18 protein-coding genes are annotated in these 18,629 nt (G+C 74.5%); 12 read left to right on the top strand and 6 right to left on the bottom strand.

The features are described 5' to 3' along the window. Positions 1-16: 16 nt before the first annotated feature. Complete coding sequence (locus tag ACIA79_RS28725) at positions 17-826, bottom strand: N-formylglutamate amidohydrolase (protein WP_399431274.1); 810 nt, start codon at positions 824-826, stop codon at positions 17-19. A gap of 189 nt (positions 827-1,015) precedes the next feature. On the opposite strand from ACIA79_RS28725, the gene ACIA79_RS28720 reads away from it, so the two are divergent. After that, positions 1,016-1,381: an STAS domain-containing protein gene (locus ACIA79_RS28720; protein ID WP_399431273.1), complete on the top strand. Its 366-nt coding sequence runs from the start codon at positions 1,016-1,018 to the stop codon at positions 1,379-1,381. Next, a complete protein-coding gene (locus ACIA79_RS28715; RefSeq protein WP_399431272.1) occupies positions 1,378-2,313 on the top strand; it encodes an anti-sigma factor RsbA family regulatory protein in 936 nt (311 codons plus the stop codon). The genes ACIA79_RS28720 and ACIA79_RS28715 overlap by 4 nt, the downstream gene beginning before the upstream one ends. A 46-nt stretch (positions 2,314-2,359) precedes the next feature. Here ACIA79_RS28715 and ACIA79_RS28710 read toward each other — a convergent pair whose 3' ends face one another. From ACIA79_RS28710 to ACIA79_RS28700, 3 genes are all read right to left on the bottom strand, one after another. Continuing rightward, entirely contained in the window at positions 2,360-3,988 is a 1,629-nt protein-coding gene (locus tag ACIA79_RS28710; protein WP_399431271.1) for an adenosine deaminase, read from the bottom strand. Positions 3,989-4,184: 196 nt separating this feature from the next. After that, positions 4,185-4,979 carry a VOC family protein gene (locus tag ACIA79_RS28705; RefSeq protein WP_399431270.1) on the bottom strand — a complete coding sequence of 265 codons (795 nt, stop codon included), beginning with the start codon at positions 4,977-4,979 and terminating at the stop codon, positions 4,185-4,187. A gap of 118 nt (positions 4,980-5,097) precedes the next feature. After that, a complete protein-coding gene (locus ACIA79_RS28700) occupies positions 5,098-6,765 on the bottom strand; it encodes an FAD-binding oxidoreductase (protein WP_399431268.1) in 1,668 nt (555 codons plus the stop codon). Between the two features lie 142 nt (positions 6,766-6,907). Between ACIA79_RS28700 and ACIA79_RS28695 the strand changes: the two genes are divergently transcribed. Beyond that, entirely contained in the window at positions 6,908-7,786 is an 879-nt protein-coding gene (locus ACIA79_RS28695; protein ID WP_399431267.1) for an MEDS domain-containing protein, read from the top strand. Positions 7,787-7,790: 4 nt separating this feature from the next. Further along, positions 7,791-8,198 (top strand): ATP-binding protein, encoded by a 408-nt coding sequence (locus tag ACIA79_RS28690; protein ID WP_399431266.1) that lies wholly within the window; start codon positions 7,791-7,793, stop codon positions 8,196-8,198. A 61-nt stretch (positions 8,199-8,259) separates the two neighbouring features. On the opposite strand, the gene pgm is transcribed toward ACIA79_RS28690, so the two are convergent. Continuing rightward, on the bottom strand, positions 8,260-9,900 hold the full coding sequence (gene pgm, locus ACIA79_RS28685) for a phosphoglucomutase (alpha-D-glucose-1,6-bisphosphate-dependent) (RefSeq protein ID WP_399431265.1): 1,641 nt from the start codon (positions 9,898-9,900) through the stop codon (positions 8,260-8,262). Positions 9,901-9,991: 91 nt separating this feature from the next. Between pgm and ACIA79_RS28680 the strand changes: the two genes are divergently transcribed. The 6 genes from ACIA79_RS28680 to ACIA79_RS28655 all read left to right on the top strand — a co-directional run bounded on the left by ACIA79_RS28680 (position 9,992) and on the right by ACIA79_RS28655 (position 16,210). Further along, positions 9,992-10,363 (top strand): hypothetical protein, encoded by a 372-nt coding sequence (locus ACIA79_RS28680; RefSeq protein WP_399431264.1) that lies wholly within the window; start codon positions 9,992-9,994, stop codon positions 10,361-10,363. Beyond that, positions 10,360-10,503 carry a hypothetical protein gene (locus ACIA79_RS28675; RefSeq protein ID WP_399431299.1) on the top strand — a complete coding sequence of 48 codons (144 nt, stop codon included), beginning with the start codon at positions 10,360-10,362 and terminating at the stop codon, positions 10,501-10,503. The genes ACIA79_RS28680 and ACIA79_RS28675 overlap by 4 nt, the downstream gene beginning before the upstream one ends. Before the next feature lie 134 nt (positions 10,504-10,637). Next, positions 10,638-13,058: a SpoIIE family protein phosphatase gene (locus ACIA79_RS28670; protein WP_399431263.1), complete on the top strand. Its 2,421-nt coding sequence runs from the start codon at positions 10,638-10,640 to the stop codon at positions 13,056-13,058. A 5-nt stretch (positions 13,059-13,063) separates the two neighbouring features. Continuing rightward, on the top strand, positions 13,064-14,164 hold the full coding sequence (locus ACIA79_RS28665) for a substrate-binding domain-containing protein (protein WP_399431262.1): 1,101 nt from the start codon (positions 13,064-13,066) through the stop codon (positions 14,162-14,164). A gap of 31 nt (positions 14,165-14,195) precedes the next feature. Next, positions 14,196-14,975 carry an ATP-binding cassette domain-containing protein gene (locus ACIA79_RS28660; RefSeq protein WP_399431261.1) on the top strand — a complete coding sequence of 260 codons (780 nt, stop codon included), beginning with the start codon at positions 14,196-14,198 and terminating at the stop codon, positions 14,973-14,975. Next, positions 14,972-16,210, top strand: a complete 1,239-nt coding sequence (locus ACIA79_RS28655; protein ID WP_399431260.1) for a sugar ABC transporter permease — start codon at positions 14,972-14,974, stop codon at positions 16,208-16,210. The genes ACIA79_RS28660 and ACIA79_RS28655 overlap by 4 nt, the downstream gene beginning before the upstream one ends. A gap of 42 nt (positions 16,211-16,252) precedes the next feature. Here ACIA79_RS28655 and ACIA79_RS28650 read toward each other — a convergent pair whose 3' ends face one another. Then, positions 16,253-16,993, bottom strand: coding sequence for a PP2C family protein-serine/threonine phosphatase (locus ACIA79_RS28650; RefSeq protein WP_399431259.1), 741 nt, complete (start codon positions 16,991-16,993; stop codon positions 16,253-16,255). 95 nt (positions 16,994-17,088) lie between these two features. Between ACIA79_RS28650 and ACIA79_RS28645 the strand changes: the two genes are divergently transcribed. Together ACIA79_RS28645 and ACIA79_RS28640 are read left to right on the top strand one after the other, a co-directional pair. Beyond that, positions 17,089-18,129, top strand: coding sequence for a M28 family peptidase (locus ACIA79_RS28645; RefSeq protein WP_399431258.1), 1,041 nt, complete (start codon positions 17,089-17,091; stop codon positions 18,127-18,129). Positions 18,130-18,260: 131 nt separating this feature from the next. Further along, positions 18,261-18,611 (top strand): transglycosylase family protein, encoded by a 351-nt coding sequence (locus ACIA79_RS28640; RefSeq protein ID WP_399431257.1) that lies wholly within the window; start codon positions 18,261-18,263, stop codon positions 18,609-18,611. Positions 18,612-18,629: the final 18 nt, after the last annotated feature.

Genomic DNA, 18,629 nt, shown 5'->3' with positions numbered 1-18,629 from the left:
GCACCTCCGCCGCGGACTACGGCCGGTCCGCCGACACCGCCGCGACCAGTTCGGCCAGCGCCTCCGACAGCGCGTCCAACCCGTCGGCGGAGGGTTGCCCGCCGTCCCCGAGGTACAGGTCCCGCCGGATCTCCACCATCAGCGCGCGGACCCTCGGGTCGTGCCCGTGGTACCGCAGCGGTACGTACGTCCCGGCGAACGGACTGTCGAGCCCCGTTCCGCCGAAGCCCGCGAACGCCGCGCACGCCGCGTCACGCAGTGCGGCGGGGGTGTGGAAGGCGTCCGTGCCGATGCAGACCGGCGGCCGCGGGCCGTCGCCGTGGAGCTCGTACGGCAGCCGCCGTGCCGGGTACGAGTGCACGTCGATGATCACCGCCCGTCCGGCCGCCGCCAGCCGGCCCGCCACGGCCGCCGTCATGGCCCGCGCGTACGGGTCGAAGTACCGCCGGACCAGCGGCTCCGTGTCGGTGCCGGGCCGCCGGAGCTCTTCACCGTGGGTGGTACGGGTGTACACCGCCCCCATGCCGACGGCCCGCATCTCCTCCCGCTCGTCGGGGAAGCGCTCCGGGTCCACCACCAGGCGCGACAGCTGATTGACGAACCGCCAGGGCGTGCCGGGCGCCGCCCGGAGAGCCGCCGCGGCGGCGATCTCCGCCGTGCACGCGTCGGTGATGCGGTCCAGCTCCGTCTCCAGTGCCGCGTCGTCCAGCACGATGCCCTCCCGGACGTCCGCGGGTATGGCGCGCGCGGAGTGCGGGACATGGAGGAGCACGGGCGAGTCGGACGCCCCGGGAAGGAGGCGGAAGGCGGCGGACGTGTCGTTCATCGGGCTCCTCGCTGTCGGTGGCCGCGCCGTCCGGCGCGGCCCGGCCCCGCCGGGGGCCCGGCCGGGTGTGACGCGCACGCGTGCATGGGCTACGGTGCACCGGGCATTCGCCCACCAGGATGTGCCTCCACGGCCTCGACACCCCCACCGGCGTCCCGCACTGCCGGCCGGGAGGGTACGGTTCGGAGAATGAACACGAAGGGCCGACCCGCCGGCGGGGCGGACGGCGGCACGATGTCGGCGGAAGGGGCCTCGTTGGAGGCGTACCCGATGTCGGACCGGCCCGGGGTGCGCGTGATCGGCGAGATGAGCCACCTCACGCGCGCCGCTTGGCACACGGTGCTGGAGGAACTTGTGCGGCAGCCAGGGGATGCCTGTCACGCCGATCTGTCGCAGGTGACGTTCGTCGACGTCGCCGGCATCACGGATCTGGCGCTGACCGCGCAGGCTCTCACGTCGGGTCGGCGGATCGTCCTGCACGACCCACCGCCGCAGCTGCCCCGCATACTGGAACTCTTCTGGCCCGGACTGTCCGAAATCGAGGTGGCGTCGTGACGAGCGAGGCCACCGTCGACGATCCGTTCGTGCACCCGGCGCTGTTCTACCGCGGTGAACAGCAGTACGTGGCGGGAACGGTTCCCTTCATCCTGGACGGCCTGGCCGCCGGCGAGCCGGTCGCCGTCGCCGCCCCGCCCGCCCGGCTGGAGACGATCAAGGGTGCGCTGGGCGACGACGCGCGCGCCGTCCGCTTCGTCGACATGACGCAGGCGGGCCGCAACCCCGGCCGCATCATCCCCGGCGTTCTGCGGGCCTTCGCCGACGCCCAGCGGCCCGGCCGGGTCCGCATCATCGGCGAGCCGATCTGGGCCGGGCGTACGGAGCTGGAGTACCCGGCCTGCGTCCAGCACGAGGCACTGATCAACATGGCCTTCGCCGGACGCGACGTGACCATCCTGTGCCCCTACGACGCCGACGGACTCGACGAGCGGGTGCTCGCCGACGCGCTGGCGACCCACCCGGTCATCGTGGAGGAGTCCCGCGAGACGGTCTCCACCGCCTACGACCCCGACAAGGCCGTCGCCCGCTACAACACGGCCCTGCCGACCCCGCCCGGCGCCGCGGCGTACGCCTTCGCCGCCCCCGAGCTCCCCGAGGTGCGGCACTTCGCCGTCGAGCAGGGGGAGCGGCTGGGTCTCACCGCCATACGGCTGCAGGACCTGGCCCTGGCCGTCGCCGAGCTGACCACCAACAGCGTCATCCACGGCGCCGGCCACGGGACCCTGCGCATCTGGGACGAGGGCGGTCAGGTGGTGTGCGAGGTGCACGACAGCGGACGGCTGACCGACCCGCTGGCCGGCCGGCGGCCGCCGCCCCCGCACCGGCCCGGCGGCCGCGGCCTCATGCTCGTGCACCACCTCTCCGACCTGGTCCGGGTCCACACCGGCACGGACGGCACCACGATCCGGTTCTACCTGCGCGCCTCCTGACGGCCCGCCCCGGATCGCCGGTGCCGCGCCCGGCAGGCGCCCGCCGTCACTTCCCGGCGGCGACGCCCCGGAACGTCCGCTCGAACACGGCGAAGGCGGCTTCCTGCCGCCACTGGAGGGCCGCCTTGGGGCTCGCGGCCAGCAGCTCCAGGCACGCCGCACCGGCCGAGGCGCCCGCGGTCGGCTCGCTCCCGCACTCCGCGACGGGACGGTAGCCCTCACGCGTGGGGTTGCCGCGCCACAGGCTGCGCCCGGGCAGGAACGCGTACTCCAGCGAGGCGCGCGCCAGGTCCTTCAGCTCCGGGTAGCCGAGGCCGTACGTCGTGGCGGCGTGCTCGTACTCGCGGCTGATGTCGGTACGGGAGACCCCGGGGTCGTCCGTGGACAGCACCACCGGCACGCCGTGCGCCCGGTACCGGGAGAACGGGTGGTCCGCGCCACGGACCCCGAGGATCTGGGCGTTGCTCGTGAAGGGCACCTCGACGGCCACCTCGCGGGCGGCCATCGTGCGGGCGAGCCGCTGCCAGTCGTTCTCGTGGACCAGGTCGACCCCGTGGCCGATGCGCTCCGCGCCGGCCACGTTCACCGCCTCGTCGATGTGGAACGTCAGGTCCTCCGGCTTGACCAGACCCGGCACCAGCTCGCCCGCGTGCAGGGTGAGACGCGCCCGCGGGTAGACCCGGTGCAGATGGGCCAGCATGCGCATGTGGAGGCGGTAGTTGCGCAGCGAGCTGTCCCAGTCCTCCGGTTGCACCAGGTTGACCGCCACGAACCGCCGGTCGCGCTCGGCGAGCCGCAGACCGAGCGCCATCTGGGCGAACACCCGCTCGGGCGCGGCACCGCGCGACACCTGTGAGATCCACCGGACGGTCACGCGGCAGGCGGGAGCGGGCCGGGCGCTGCCGCAGCGCGCCTCCGCGCGGAACTCGGCGTCCGCCTCGTCGGCCTCCGTCCGCGCCTCGGCCACCAGCCGGTCGAGCTTCCCGCCCGCCACCAGCTTGTCGTGCAGCTCGGCGAGGTCCGGGTCCCAGCCGACCTCGTCGGCGAGCTTCTTCACCGCCTCCGACGCGGGCGAGACCATGGTCTCCAGATACGACTGGTTCTGCGCGGCCGCCGTGGCGGTGACCTCGGCCAGCAGCTTGCCGCGGTGACGCCAGGTCACCTCGCCGAACCTGCCGAAGGTGGCGAAGAAGTGGTCGTGCCCCGACTCCCCCGCGGGGAAGTCCTCCATGGACCAGGCCCGCAGCAGCGCCCGGTGGAAGGCGGGGTCGCCCGCGGCGTCGGCCGCCGGGCGCCGGCCGGGCCCGCACGGCGGGGCCACCGCGGTCATCGACTCCTCGTCGATGCACAGACCGTCCTCCCCGGCGAGCCGGATCAGGTACTCGGTGGAGACGGCACCGGAGAGGTGGTGGTGCAGGTCGCCGCCCTTGGGCAGGTTCCGGAGGAAGGCCCGCAGCAGGGCGGGCCGATGACGGACGGCCTCCAGATGGGCCGCGGTCCGCGCCTCCGCCGGGGTCACCGGCCGGGGCGCGGAGGCGGAGGCGGGGGCGGGGGGCGCCGCAGCGTCGCGGGCGGCGGCGGGCGGGGCGGACGGCGCCGACAGCAGGCCGATCACGGCGAGGCCGACCACCGGTACGGCGCGCCGGCGGGAGGGGGAGTGGCGTTGAATGATCACCGTCGCATGATCGCGACCGGGTGCGCCGGAGAGGGGCCGGCCGGCGGCGTGTACACGGGCGGTCACCCGCCCGGATCAGTACCACTCCGTCCGACCTGCCGCCCAGGGGACAGCCCGGAGGCCCTCGCACACCCGTAAGGGAAACGCCCCTCCACGGCTGCCCGGGCCGCCGCGGGTTGGCGACAGCCGGTGGGCGTCAGCCCTCCGTCGGGGCGAGCACCACGAAGTCCGCGCCGGACGGGTCCACGCACACGGCGAGCCGGCCGACGCCCGCCGCGTCCTCCGGGCCCATCTGGACGGTGCCGTTGTGGGCGGTGACCTTCGCGACGGTCGCGTCGCAGTCCGTCGTCCCGAAGACCGGGTGCCAGTACGGGCGGCCGCCGTTCAGCGCGAGGGCCTCCGACGGGAGCTGCATCAGGCCGCCGTGCATGCGCTCCGGGGGCAGGCCGGACGGGGTGATGAGCGAGTAGGTGCCGCCCCCGCCGGGCAGGTCCATGTCCTGCGTCTGCCAGTCGAACAGGCTGCCGTAGAACTCCTTCGCCGCGGCGGCGTCCGTCGTGTAGAGCTCCGTCCACGACAGGGCTCCCGGCGCGTCGACCACGTCGACCCCCCCGAAGCTGCCCGGCTGCCAGACGGCGAACTGGCCGCCCTGGGGGTCGGTGAACTGCGCCATGCGGCCCTCGCCGTCGGCGTCCATCGGCTCGACACGTACCGTGCCGCCCGCCCGTCGCACGGCCTCCGTGGTGACCGCGGCGTCGGGCGTACGGAAGTAGATCATCCAGGCGGAGCGGGCGCCCTCCTCGGTGAGCGGCCCGATCCCGCCGACCACCTTGCCGTCCAGCTTGAAGAAGCCGTACTGCGCGTCCTCGGCGCTGAACGGCTCGAACTCCCAGCCGAACACGGCTTTGTAGAACCTGGCGGTCGCTGCCACGTCGGGCGCGCCGAGGTCGAGCCAGCAGGGGGAGCCGGTGGCGAAGTCAGTCGTGATCACGGGCGGTTCCTCGGTCTCGCGGGGGCACAGGGGCACGGGCCGTACCGCAGCAGCGTGACACCCGAGGCCCCGGCCCGCCCCCCGGGCGGGGCGAACCGGTGACGCGGCCCGTTCCGCCTCAGAAGGCGTGCGGGTGGCGGAAGAGGCGCCCGGGATCGTAGGCCGCCTTCACCTTCACCAGGCGGTCGATGTTCACCCCGTAGTAGGCCCGGCGCCAGTCGCGCAGCGCGGGATCGGTGTAGTTCTGGTACGCCTGACCGCTCGCCCACGGCCGCATCACGTCGTACGTGCCGTCGAGCCACGCCCGGTGCCGCTTCACCGTCCCGGCGGCGGCCTTGTCCGGCCAGGAGACGATGTACTGGGCCAGGAAGAGCGCGTCACGGTGGACGAACGCGGTGTCGGTGGCCCGGACCCGGTTCACCGCCCCGCCCATGGCGTCCAGCGCGATGCTGCCGGCACCACCGCCGGACAGCCGCGCCAGCTGCTCCACCCGCGAGATCAGCGCCCGGATGCCGTCGGCCGGGATGCGGCGTGTGTAGAAGTCCGAGCGGGCCGCGTACGACTCGCGCGCCACCCGGCCCTGCGGGGTGCGGCCGGGCAGGCTGCCCTTCTGGTGGGCCTGCGCGACGGTGAAGCCCGACACGCCGCCCATCACCTTCATCGCGTCCATGAACGGGCGGGTGCGCACCGACTCCGAGCGGGGCGCCGCGCCGATGGCGTCGGCGAGCCGGTCGAGCCGGTTCTCCAGGTCCCTGCGGCCGGTCAGGGCGAGCCCTCCGACGCGGACGGACCCGGGCCGTCCGCCCACGGGGGCGGCCAGGTGGAGGTTGGCCCAGATCCCGTCGGGCGCGGCCGGCGCCCAGCGCTGCCACTCGCGCACGACGGCCGCCGCCCGCGCCCACGGCCAGCTCAGGAAGAAGGTCGTGCACTCCGGCGCCGCGTGCGTGCGCATCCGCAATTCGGTGACGACACCGAACTGGGCGTTCCCGCCGCCGCGCAGCGCCCAGAACAGATCGGGGTCGCGGCGGGCGTCGACATCCCGGATCCGGCCGTCGGCCGTGACGATCCTGGCCTCGGTCAGACTGTCGCTGGTCAGCCCGTAGGCCCGGCTGACCACGCCGACGCCGCCCCCCAGTGTCAGTCCGGCCACGCCCACCGTGGGGCAGGACCCGGCCGGCACGGTCCGGCCGCGCGCGGTCAACCGGTCGTACACGTCGATGAGTTTGGCCCCGGCGCCGATCGTCGCCGTGCCGGAACCCACCGAGACGGCCGCCATCCTCTGCACGTCCACGACCAGTCCCGGCCCCGACGACCAGCCCGTGTACGAGTGGCCGCCGCTGCGCACCGCGACCGGCACCCGGTGCCGGCGCGCGAACTCCAGGCAGGTGCGGACGTCCTCGGCACGGGCGCAGTACGCCACACCCGCCGGCCGCACGCCGTCGAACCGGGGGTTGAACAGCGTCCGGGCCGCGTCGTAGTCGCGGTCGCCCGGCCGCAGCAGCGAACCGTCCAGGCCCCGGGCCAGCGCCGCCCAGTCCCCGGGGCGGGGCACGCCGGATGCCGTGCCGGCCACCGGTGCCACCCGCGCCGGGGACGGCGACGGCGCGGAGCCGGCCGCCCGTACCCCGGCGATCCCCGTGAGCAGCGCCCCCGAGGCGGCGGCGGCACCCGCCCCCAGCAGCCGGCGGCGGCTCGGCCCGCCGGCCCTCCCGGCGGGACCGGCCTCCGCTCCGGCACCCGCGCCGGCCTCCGCCCCGTACGTGCCCGCCCCGCGCGTCTCTTCCATCGTCCGTTCCCCACCGCTCCGTTGACGTCGTGCACACAGGAGGAGGGGAAGGAGCGCGGACGGGTTCCCGCCACCCGGCTACCGGGAGATCGCCGGAGTTCTGTAACGTTGCGCTACACGGCGGTTACACGGGGGTGGTGGAGTGGGCGGTCTCGCCGGCGAGGAGCAGCACCCCGGGACGCTGCCCGTGCAGCACATGGGCGCCGGGGACCACGCGTTCCTGTGCTACGACGGCGAAGCCCCCGGCTGGGACGTCCTGGCCGCCTTCGTGTGGGCCGGGCTCGTCCGCGGTGAGAAGGTCATCGTCCTCGGGCCGCCGCACCTGGGCGAGTCGGAGGTCCGGGCGCGGCTGCAGGAGGCTCCCGGGCTGCCGGCCGCCTCCGGCTGGGAGCGGGCGCAACTGGAGCTGAGCAGCATGCGGGAACTGATCCTGCCGCAGCGGCGGTTCACCGCCGACCGGCAGTGGCGGCGCATCGTGGAGGAGACCGAGGCCGCGCGCGTCGAGGGCTTCAGCGGCCTGCGCGCCTACATCGACATGGGCTGGGTAGCCGACCTCGGCGCCGGACTGGACATGATGATGGACCGCGAGCGCCGGGCCGGCCACCTGTTCACGGACGGCTTCTACAGCGAGATCTGCGCCTACGACCGGCGCCGCTTCCCCGAGCCGGTCCTCGAAGCCATGTGCCGGGCCCACCCCCGGAACCTGCTGCCGCGGCTCGGGCAGTTGAGGTGCCTGCACGGCAACGGCACGCTGCGCGTCATCGGGGAGGCGGACCTGGCGACCGCCCCCCGGTTCGCCGAGGCGCTGGCCGCACTGTTCCGCGACAGCGGGGCGTCCGGGGTGGTCACGGTGGACCTGCGGCGCACCGGGTTCCTGAGCGCCGCGTGCGCGGACGAACTCGTCCGCCGCATCGCCCGGGCCGCGGCCGGCCGGCCCGTACGGGTCCGCTGCTCCGCGGGGCACGCGCTGCTGCTGCGCCGCCTCGGCGCGGACCCGGCGCGCCTGGAAGTGACGGGGTAGCGCCGTGTCCCTGCACCCGAGTGCCGAGGAAGTCCTGCTCCGCCGCCGCTTCGGCGCCGCGGACATCCCGCCGCTGCGCGTCCTGGTGGAGAGTTACGCCGCCTTCGCCGGGCTCCCCGAGCCGCGCCGCGGGGACTTCGTGGTGGCCATGGACGCCGTCGCCGTCAACGCCGTGCAGCACGGCGGGGGACAGGGCGTGCTGGTGCTCGCCCGGACCCCCGGGGAGCTGGAGTGCCGGATCAGCGACCGCGGGCCGGGCTTCACCGAGGAGGTCATCCCCGACCTCGCGCCCGGCCTCAACGGCTGCTGCCCGGGCCGGGGCCTGTGGCTGACCCGGCTGATCACCGACCGCCTCACCGTCGTCCCGGGCCCCGCCGGAACCACCGTCACCTTCGCGATGAGCGTGGGCTGACCCGGCCCGGGCGGGATCCGTGCGCGGGCGGCCCGTTCCGGCGGGGGCGGGCGTGTGCGTGTCAGCCGGACAGCGCCGCCGACACGACGGACTGGGCCTCCTGCTGCACGCGCGCCAGGTGTTCCGGGCCGTGGAACGACTCGGCGTACACCTTGTAGACGTCCTCCGTGCCCGAGGGGCGCGCGGCGAACCAGGCGTTCGCCGTGGACACCTTGATGCCGCCGATGGGCGCGCCGTTGCCCGGCGCCTCGGTCAGCACGGACGTGATCGGCTCGCCGGCGAGCGTGCCGGCGGTCACCTGGGCGGGGGAGAGGCGGCTCAGCGCGGCCTTCTCCTCGCGGGTGGCCGGCGCGTCGACACGGGCGTAGGCCGGCTCGCCGAAGCGTTCGGTGAACGCGGTGTAGTGCTCGCTGGGCGTGCGCTCGGTCACCGCCAGCATCTCGGAGGCGAGCAGCGCCAGGACGATGCCGTCCTTGTCGGTGGTCCACACCGAGCCGTCGCGGCGCAGGAACGACGCACCGGCCGACTCCTCACCGCCGAAGCCGAGCGTGCCGTCGGCCAGCCCGTCCACGAACCACTTGAAACCGACGGGGACTTCCACCAGCTCCCGGCCCAGACCGGCGGCGACGCGGTCGATCATGCCGGACGACACCAGCGTCTTGCCGATCCGCGCACCGGCCGGCCACCGCTCGCGGTGGCGGAACAGGTAGTCGATGGCCGTGGCCAGGTAGTGGTTGGGGTTCATCAGCCCGCCGTCCGGGGTGACGATGCCGTGCCGGTCGGCGTCCGCGTCGTTGCCGGTGGCGATGGCGAAGCGGTCGCGGGCCTCGATGAGCGAGGCCATGGCGTACGGCGACGAGCAGTCCATCCGGATCCTGCCGTCCCAGTCCAGCGTCATGAACCGCCACGTCGGATCCGTGTGCGGGTTCACCACCGTCAGGTCGAGCCGGTGCTCCTCGGCGATACGGCCCCAGTACGCCACGGAGGCGCCGCCGAGCGGATCGGCCCCGATCCGGATGCCCGCGCCGCGCACGGCGTCCAGGTCCAGGACGGAGGGCAGGTCGCCCACGTAGGCGCCGAGGAAGTCGTACCGGCCCGTCGTGGGCGCCGCGAGCGCGCGGGTCCAGGGGAGGCGCCGGACGTCCTTCAGGCCACCCGTGATGATCTCGTTGGCCCGCTCCTGGATCCAGCCGGTCGCCTCCGACCCGGCGGGGCCGCCGCTCGGCGGGTTGTACTTGAAGCCGCCGTCCGCCGGCGGGTTGTGCGAGGGCGTGACCACCACGCCGTCGGCCAGGCCCGAGGTGCGGCCGCGGTTGTGGGTGAGGATGGCGTGGGACACCGCGGGGGTCGGGGTATAGCCGTCGGCCGAGTCGATGAGCACGGTCACTCCGTTGGCCGCGAAGACCTCCACGGCCGTCACCCGGGCCGGCTCGGACAGGGCGTGGGTGTCCGCCCCGAGGAACAGCGGGCCGTCGATGCCCTGCCGTTCCCGGTACTCGCAGATCGCCTGGCTCGTCGCCGCGATGTGGTCCTCGTTGAACGCCGCGGCGAGGGACGACCCGCGGTGCCCCGACGTTCCGAAAGCCACCCGCTGGGCCGGTTCGGCCGGGTCGGGGTGCACGGCGTAGTACGCGGTCACCAGCCGGGCCACGTCGACCAGGTCCTCCGGCCGCGCCTGCTGTCCCGCGCGCTCGTTCGGCATGTGTTCGCTCCTCCGTATCGGTCCTGTGCGACCAGTACACGGACCATGATCGCCGGTCCGTCGTGTTCCGTGGGGATGCCCCTCCGTACGGATGTTCCCGTCGGGCATGCCCGGCGTGCGCCCCGGCACGCCCCTCGGGTACCGATTCCGGCAAGTCGGGGCCGTGGGCCGGGGCGCGGGGGCCGGTCGGGTGACGGTCGGGGCGGTGCCCGGGGGGACACCGCCCGGACCGGGCACCCGAATCCGCGGAGGTACACACATGCCCACGACCACGCACCCGCATGCCGCACCGCTCACCGACGAGGAGGCCGCCGCCCTCGACGCGCACTGGCGGGCCGCCGACCACCTGTCGGCCGGACAGCTCCACCTGCGGGACAACCCGCTGCTCGGGCAGCCCTCGAAGCCGCGCACATCAGGCCGCGGCTGCTCGGGCACCGGGGCACGTCCCCCGGCCCGGACGTGATCGACCGCGTACCCGGCCTCGCGGTGCGGGCCACCGCCGTACGGCAGGCCATGGCCGACACCCGGACCCGGCACCACGCCTGGATCCGGGAGCACGGCACCGACATGCCCGAGGTCGCCGACGGGACGTGGACCGGTTGACCGGGCGGGACCGTGCGGCCGGCCGCACGGTCGTCCTGACTGGCTGCTCCTGCCCGGTAAGGAGGAGCATGGGGTAGAGGCGAGGCACAGCGGCACACGCTGGTGGCTTCCGCGTACGACAGGCGGTGCGCGCTTTGACCGGGCAGATCTTTGCGTCCTGCGGGGTGGAGCTGGCCGCTGTCTACGTCCCCGCCGGCAGCGGCGGCGAGCTGCGGCTGGCCGAGACGGCCGGCGACACGCACGGGCCGTACGGCATCCCGCCGGCGTACGACCTCGGCGGGCGCTCCCCGGTCGCCGACGCGTGCCGCACGGGCCGCCCGCTGTGGCTGAGCGCCCAGGACCTCGTCCCCTACGGCCTGGACAGCCCCGTCTCCGTGGGCGCGCTGCCGCTCGGCGGCGGGGACGGCGAGCGGGCGCTGCTGGGCTGCCTCGTCGTCGTACGGAAGGCGGAGGACGGCTTCGACGCCGTCCAGCGGGCGCTGCTGGAGCTGTACGCCGACCAGACCGCCGCCGGGCTGGAGGCCGCCGCGGCCCGGGTCGCCGCCCCCGCGGAGATCGGCGCGCCCGCGGGCCACGCCCTGCTGCCGATGCGCGGCGGCACCTTCGCCCTCACCCTGAGCACGGGCCGTATGGAGGTGGACGCGCAGGTGCTCGCCCTGCTCGGCATCCCGCCGGGCACCTTCGACGGCCAGGTCTCCACCCTGCTGGCCTGCGCCGTCCCGGACGACGTGCCCGCGCTGATGTCGGTGGTGGAACCGGACCGGCCCGATGCCCACCAGCAGCTGGCGTTCCGGATCCGCCGCCCGGGCGGTGAGCTGCGCTGGCTGGGCCTGCGCAGCAGGGTGCTCGCCGGCGCCGACGGCCGGCCGGAACGGATGCTCGGCGTCGTCGGCGACGCCTCGTACCTGCGCCCCACCCCCGACGAGGTGTCCCTGGTGCAGCGGCTGTCCACGGCCCTGGCCGCGGCGACGACCATCCGGGACGTCAGCCGCGTGGTCGTGGAGTCGCTGCGCGAGCCGCTGCACGCCGACCGGGTGGCGGTCGCCGAACTGGAGGGCGACCGCCTGGTGGTCACCCTGCTCGACCCGCCCGAGCCGGACGCCTGGCCGGAGGTGTGGCGCTCCGAATGGCGCTCGGAGTGGCCCGACGCGTCCTGCCACTCCCTGCCCACCCTGGAGGGCGCCCTGCGCGAGGGCCACGTCGCCCTGTGGCCGCGGGGCACCGAACTGGAACCCGGGCTCGCCGGCATCGGCCCGGGAGGGCTTGCCGTGCTGCCGCTGCCGGCGGACGGCCGCATGGTCGGCGTCTGCCTGGTCGGGTGGGACGGTGAGCACCGGTTCGGGCCGGAGGAGCGCTCCCTGTTGACGGCGACCGCCGGACTGGTCGGCCAGGCCCTGATGCGCGCCCACGCGCTGGACGCCGGCCACGAGCTCGCCACGATGCTCCAGCGCAGCCTGCTGCCCCGCAAGCTGCCCGCCCTCCCCGGGGGCACGGCCGTCGCCCGCTACCTGCCCGCGACGGTCGGCCTGGAGGTGGGCGGCGACTGGTACGACGTCATCCCGCTCTCCGACGGCCACGTGGCGCTCGTCATCGGCGACGTGCAGGGCCACAGCGCCGGGGCCGCCACGATCATGGGCCAGATGCGCACGGCCATCCGCGCCTACGCGGTGGAGGGACACCCGCCCGACGTGGTGGTCGCCCACGCCAACCGGCTGCTGGTCGGCATGGAGACCGACCTGTTCGCCACCTGCTGCTACGTCGACCTCGACATGGAGGAGGGCATCGCCCTGCTCGTCCGGGCCGGGCACCTGCCCCCGCTGCTGCGCCCGCCCGGCGGCGCCACCGAGGAGACCGAGGTCGAGGGCGGACCGCCGCTGGGCGTGATGGCGGACGCCGAGTTCCCGATGACCGAGGTGGGGCTGGCGCCCGGAACCGTCGTCGCCCTGCTGACGGACGGACTGGTCGAGTCGTCCACCCTGCGCCTGGAGGACGGACTGCGCGGCGTGCGCGCGGTGCTCGACGCGGCCGACCCGGCCGACCTCGGACGCGTCGCCGACGAACTGGTGGCGGGCACGCGGCGGCGCGACGACGACGTGGCCGTGCTGCTGCTGCGCTACGACGGCATGCGGGTGCGACCGGTGCGGGCCCGCTGGGCGGTGTGGCGGCTGCCCGACGCCGTCATGCACGCACGGCGCTTCACGGCGCGCACGCTGCGCGGCTGGGGTGTGGAGGAGGAGGTCGACATGGCGCTGCTCGTCGTGTCCGAACTGGTCACCAACGCCATCGCCCACACCCGGGGCGAGGTGCGGCTGGATCTCACCCTCGCGGGGGACCGGCTGCGGGTCGCGGTGAACGACGCGTCGCCCCGGGCCCCGGTCAAGTCCGCGAGCGTCGACTGGGAGGCCACCGGCGGACGCGGCCTGCTGCTGGTCGAGGCCCTGTCCACGTCCTGGGGGTCGGTGCCGCTCAGCGGCGGCAAACAGGTGTGGAGCGAGCTGGCCCTGTCACCCCGCGAACCGCCCGGCGACCCGGCCGCCGCCGGGCCGGGGAGGTGAGGGCCGTGCCCACGCGCCGCCGGCGCCCGTCCGGCGCCCTCGCCGCCGGGCTCGTCCTGGCCTTCGGCCTGGCGGCCTGCGGCCGGGCCGGCGAGGTCGACCGGGACGCGGACGTGCCCCGCGACACCCGGGCGATCGGCCTGCTGCTCCCCGACAACACCAACCGCTTCGACCGGTTCGACCGCCCCCTGATCGAGCGGCGCATCGCCGAGCTGTGCCCCGAGTGCACCATGGAGTTCGCCAGCGCCCAGGCCGACGTCGCGACCCAGCAGCAGCAGGTCGACGCCATGATCACCAAAGGCGTCGGCGTACTGATCCTCGACGCCGTCGACTCCCGCTCCCTCCGCTCCTCCGTGGAGCGGGCGCGCGCGGCCGGCATCGAGGTCGTCGCGTACGACCGGCTGGTGGAGGGCCCCGTCTCGGCATACGTCTCCTTCGACGGCGAACGGGTCGGCAGGCTCCAGGGCGAGGCGCTCCTCGAAGCCCTCGGCGACGAGGCGCGCGGCGGCCAGATCGTGATGATGAACGGATCGGCGACGGACCCCAACTCGGCCTGGTTCAAGAAGGGCGCGCTCGCCGCCCTGGAGGGCAAGGTCCGGATCGGCAAGGCGTACGACACCGCCGAGTGGCGGCCGCTGAACGCCCACATCAACATGTCCGGCGCCATCGCCGCGCTGGGCGCCGAGAGCATCGACGGCGTCTACTCCGCGAACGACGGCCTCGCCTCCGGGATCATCTCGGCGCTCAAGTCGGCGAAGATCCACCCGCTGCCGCCGGTCACCGGGCAGGACGCCGAACTCGCCGCCCTGCAGCGGATCGTCGCCGGCGAACAGTACATGAGCGTCTACAAGCCCTTCCGCCTGGAGGCCGGCGCGGCCGCGGAGATGGCCGTCGCGCTGGTACGCGGCGAGCCGCCGGACCGCATCGCGACCGGCAGGGTCACCAGCGCCACCACCCGCGACATACCGGCGGTCCTGCTCACCCCGGTCTCCGTGACGGCCGGCAACATCGAGGACACCGTCATCGCGGACGGGATGTACTCGGTCGACCAGATCTGCACCCCCAAGTACGCGTCCGACTGCGACAGGGCCGGTCTCACCCCGTGACATGGGGTGCCGCCGCAAGGGAGTGGTTGACATGTCAGCACCGCCTCTGCTGGCGCTGCGGGGCATCTCCAAACGGTTCGGAGCGGTGCAGGCGCTCGCGGACATCGATCTGGAGATCCGCGCCGGCGAGGTCGTCGCGCTGGTGGGCGACAACGGCGCCGGCAAGTCCACCCTGATCAAGGTGGTCGCCGGGGTGGATCCCGCCGACCACGGCGCGATCGAGTGGAACGGACGGCCCGTCCACATCGGCCGCCCCCACGACGCCCAGCACCTCGGCATCGCGACCGTCTACCAGGACCTGGCGCTGTGCGACAACCTCGACGTCGTCGGCAACCTCTTCCTCGGCCGCGAGATCCACCGCATCGGCATCCTCGACGAGGTGGAGATGGAACGCCGGACGCTCGGCCTGCTGGACACCTTCTCCATCCGCATGCCCAGCGTGCGGCTGCCCGTCGCCTCGCTCTCCGGCGGGCAGCGGCAGACCGTGGCCATCTCCCGCTCCCTGCTCGGCGAACCGCGTCTCGTCCTGCTCGACGAGCCGACCGCCGCGCTGGGCATCGAGCAGACCGCCCAGGTCCTCGACCTCGTGGACCGGCTGCGCGAACGGGGGCTGGGCGTGCTGCTCATCAGCCACAACATGGGGGACGTCAAAGCCGTCGCGGACTGGATCGCGGTGCTGCGCCTCGGCCGGAACAACGGCTTCTTCGACGTGACGACCACCTCGCACGAGCAGATCATCTCCTCCATCACCGGCGCCACGGACAACGCCGTGACCCGCCGGGCCTCGCGCGAGTGGGAGGCGGACCTGTGAGCGGGCCGGCCCCGGACGCCGGGCGGCACGGCCTCGTGCGCCGGCTCCGCGGCCGCGCCGACCGCACCGCCGGGGCGTTCGCGGACCGGCTGCGCAGCGGCGAGCTCGGCTCCCTGCCGGTACTGCTCAGCCTGGCCTCGATCTGGATCATCTTCGTCAGCCTGAACGAGAAGTTCCTCTCGCCCCGCAACCTGTCCAACCTCAGCGTGGACATCGTCGGGACCGGGATGATCGCCGTCGGCATCGTCTTCGTCCTGCTCCTGGGCGAGATCGACCTGTCGGTGGGCTCGGTGAGCGGGCTGGCCGCTGCCGTGTTCGCCGTGCTGAACGTGCAGCACGGCATGGCGGAGGGCCTCGCCGTCGTGGTCGCGGTGGTGATGGGCACGGCCATCGGCGCCCTGCACGGGTTCTTCCTGGCCAAAGTCGGTGTCCCCGCCTTCGTGGTCACCCTGGCGGGACTGCTGGGCTGGAACGGCCTGATGCTCTGGATCCTCGGGGCGAGCGGCACCGTCAACCTGGACGACGAGGGCCTGGTCGCCCTGCTGACCGGCCACTACTTCCACGACGTGGCAGTGGCCTACGGGGTGGCGGCGCTGGGCGTCGCCGGGTACCTCCTCGTCGCCCTGAAGGACGCGCGGCGACGCGTGGCCGCCGGGGTGCCGTCCCGCACGCCGGCCGGGATCGCCGCCCGCACGGCCGCGCTGGCCGTGGTCGTCTTCGCCGCCGCGTTCGTGCTCAACCGGTTCCAGGGCCTGCCGCTGGCCCTGCTGGTCTTCATGGTCGTCCTCGTCGGCCTCGACTACGTCCTGCGCCGCACCACATACGGGCGCATGATCTTCGCGCTCGGCGGTGGGGTGGAGGCCGCCCGGCGCGCCGGGCTCGCCGTCGCCTGGATCCGTATCTCGGTGTTCATGGTCTCGGGCACGATGGCCGCGGTCGGCGGGCTCTTCCTGGCCTCGCGGGTCACCTCGGCCAGCCAGGCGTCCGGCGGCGGCAACCTCCTGATGAACGCCATCGCCGCCGCGGTCATCGGCGGCACCAGCCTCTTCGGCGGCCGCGGCAGGGTGTGGTCCGCGCTGCTGGGCGTCCTGGTCATCCAGTCCATCGCCTCCGGCGTGGCGCTGCTGGGCATCCAGGCGGCCGTGCAGTTCATGATCACGGGTGGCGTGCTGCTCGTCGCCGTCGTCATCGACGCCCTGTCCCGGCGCGCCCAGAAGGCCCACGGCCGCGTATGACCCCCGCCGGGCCCCCACCGGCCGTACGGAGGCCCGTACGGCTCAGGCGCCGATGCGCACCACCGCGAGGGTGATGTTGTCCGGGCCGCCGGCGTCGATGGCGGCCTTCCACAGCTCGAACGCGGCCCGGCCGTCGTCGTAGACCCGCAGCAGGTTCTCCAGCTCGTCGTCCGGCACCGGGTCGGTCAGCCCGTCGCTGCAGACGAGGAAGCGCATCCCCGGAGCCGCGGCGCACGCCGCCACGTGCGGCGCGACCTCGGTGTACACGGGGCCGCCGCCGAGCGTCCGGGTGACGATCGACGTGGTGCGGCGCCCGGGCGGGGGCGGCGGACTGTCGTCCACGCTCACCTGGCGCAACTCCTCGCCCGAGGCGTCGTACACCCGGCTGTCGCCGACGTTGAACGCCAGCAGCGAATCCGCCAGGACCACGGCGCCCGCGACCGTGGTGCCCATCGTGCGCAGCTCCGGTTCGGCCTCCGCGGTCGCGTACACCGCGCGGTTGCAGTGGTCCAGCACACCCCGGACCGCCTCCTCGCCGTCCAGCGTGGTGCCGAGCGCGGCGAGCCGGCGGACGACCAGGGCGCTGGCGACCTCACCGGCCGGCTGTCCGCCGAGCCCGTCGGCTACGGCCACGACGAGGGGCGTGCCCAGCGGGAACACCAGCGTCTGGGGGCTGTGCGTGACGGTTCCGCACAGCGTCCACGGGCCGATGACCAGGCTGTCCTCGTTGTGCTCGCGGACCAGCCCGGCATGGCTCAGGGCGGTCACGGCCGCGTACGCCACGGTCGGTCGCCCCCTCTCTGTCGCGGCGCGCCGTGGGGGGCGGGCGCTCTCCACCTCCCATTGTGACGCCGCGCGAAGAGGCGCACGGTGGTGCCATGACAGAGGTGGCCGAACTCGTCCGCACGCTCGCGCCGCGGGCCGACCCGCTGCGGCTGCGCCGGGACGTGGAGCGGCTCGCCACCGGTCCCCGCAGCCGGACCCGCGCCCCCGTGGCCATGCTGCGGGCCGAGGCGTACGTCGCCCGGGAGCTCGCCGCGGCGGGCTGGCGCACCGAACGGCAGCCTTTCGACGTGCGGTGCCGGGTCGGCTCCACCGACCGGCGCGGCCACCGGGCACTCCCGCTTGAATTCCGGCTGCACCGCCGGCTGACGGGCGCCAACGTCCTGGCGCGGCTGCCGGGCGCGGACCACCGCCGCACCGTGGTCGTCGGCGCCCACCTGGACACCGTCGACGCCAGCCCCGGCGCCGACGACAACGCCTCCGGTGTCGCCGCACTGCTGGAGACCGCCCGGCTCCTCGCCGGGCTGCCGCGGCCGCCCGCCGTCACGCTCGCCGTCCTCGACATGGAGGAACTCGGACTGATCGGCGCCCGGTACGCGGCCCGCCGGCTGCGGCGCGGCCGGCAGGCCGTGGGGATGATCTGCCTGGAGTCGGTCGGCTGCTTCTCGACGGAACCCGGCAGCCAGCTGATGCCGATGGGGTTCGAAGCGGCCTTCCCCGAGGTGGCCGCCGAGGTCCGTTCCACCGGTCGGCGGGGCGACTTCACGCTCGTCGTGCACCGCCGCGCGACGGACGGGGCGGCATCGCTGTGGCGCCGCGCGGCACACGCCACCGACCCGCCGCTGCGCTGTGTCACCCTGCGCGACCCCCGGCCCCACGGTCCGCTGGGCGCACTGGCCGGTCTCGCCGTGCCCCCGCTGGCCCACCTGGACCGCAGCGACCACGCCGCCTTCTGGAACGCGGGCATCCCGGCGCTGATGCTCACCAGCACGGCGAACTTCCGCAACCCGCACTACCACCAGCCCACCGACACCCCGGAGACCCTCGACTACGAGCGGCTGACGGCGGTCGCCCTGGCCACCGCCGCCACCGCCGTGACCTGGTCCGCGCCCGCCCGCGAACGGCCGCAACCATGACGGCGTGAATTGTCGATTCATCGATCACAACAGCCCGATGGGCGCAACAGCACGTGCCGGTCCGGACGGCCGGACCTACGGTCGGAGCACCCTGCCCGGTCCGCGGCAGGGTCCCCGGAGGAAGGACGCCCATGTCCGGACGTACGAACCGACGCCCCCTCAGAACGCTGCTCCGCACCGTGATCGTCGCTCACGCGCTGCTGCTGCTCGGCGCACCCGCCGCCCATGCCTCCGCCCCCACGGCCGCGCGCGTCGACTGGGACGCCATCGCCGCATGCGAGTCCAGCGGCAACTGGAAGGCGAACACCGGCAACGGTCACTACGGCGGCCTCCAGTTCACCCAGTCCAGCTGGGAGGCCGCGGGAGGCCGCAAGTACGCGCCCCGGGCCGACCTCGCCACCAGGGCGGAGCAGATCGCGACCGCCAAGAAGCTCGCCGCGCAGCAGGGCATGGGCGCCTGGAGCTGCGCCCGCCGTCGCTAGCGCCTCTCGTTCGGGACG

This window comes from Streptomyces sp. NPDC051310, from assembly GCF_044455245.1.
Taxonomy (GTDB): domain Bacteria; phylum Actinomycetota; class Actinomycetes; order Streptomycetales; family Streptomycetaceae; genus Streptomyces.
Note: the sequence above shows the minus strand (reverse complement) of the source record. Positions and strands in the feature narration are given on the sequence as shown.

Bases quoted from the DNA above. Each gene is read 5' to 3' on its own strand.
- ACIA79_RS28700 (WP_399431268.1), bottom strand. From the start codon at position 6,765: ATGGAAGAGACGCGCGGGGCGGGCACGTACGGGGCGGAGGCCGGCGCG.
- ACIA79_RS28660 (WP_399431261.1), top strand. From the start codon at position 14,196: ATGTCAGCACCGCCTCTGCTGGCGCTGCGGGGCATCTCCAAACGGTTC.
- ACIA79_RS28720 (WP_399431273.1), top strand. From the start codon at position 1,016: ATGAACACGAAGGGCCGACCCGCCGGCGGGGCGGACGGCGGCACGATG.
- ACIA79_RS28645 (WP_399431258.1), top strand. From the start codon at position 17,089: ATGACAGAGGTGGCCGAACTCGTCCGCACGCTCGCGCCGCGGGCCGAC.
- pgm (WP_399431265.1), bottom strand. From the start codon at position 9,900: ATGCCGAACGAGCGCGCGGGACAGCAGGCGCGGCCGGAGGACCTGGTC.
- ACIA79_RS28725 (WP_399431274.1), bottom strand. From the start codon at position 826: ATGAACGACACGTCCGCCGCCTTCCGCCTCCTTCCCGGGGCGTCCGAC.
- ACIA79_RS28680 (WP_399431264.1), top strand. From the start codon at position 9,992: ATGTTCCCGTCGGGCATGCCCGGCGTGCGCCCCGGCACGCCCCTCGGG.
- ACIA79_RS28640 (WP_399431257.1), top strand. From the start codon at position 18,261: ATGTCCGGACGTACGAACCGACGCCCCCTCAGAACGCTGCTCCGCACC.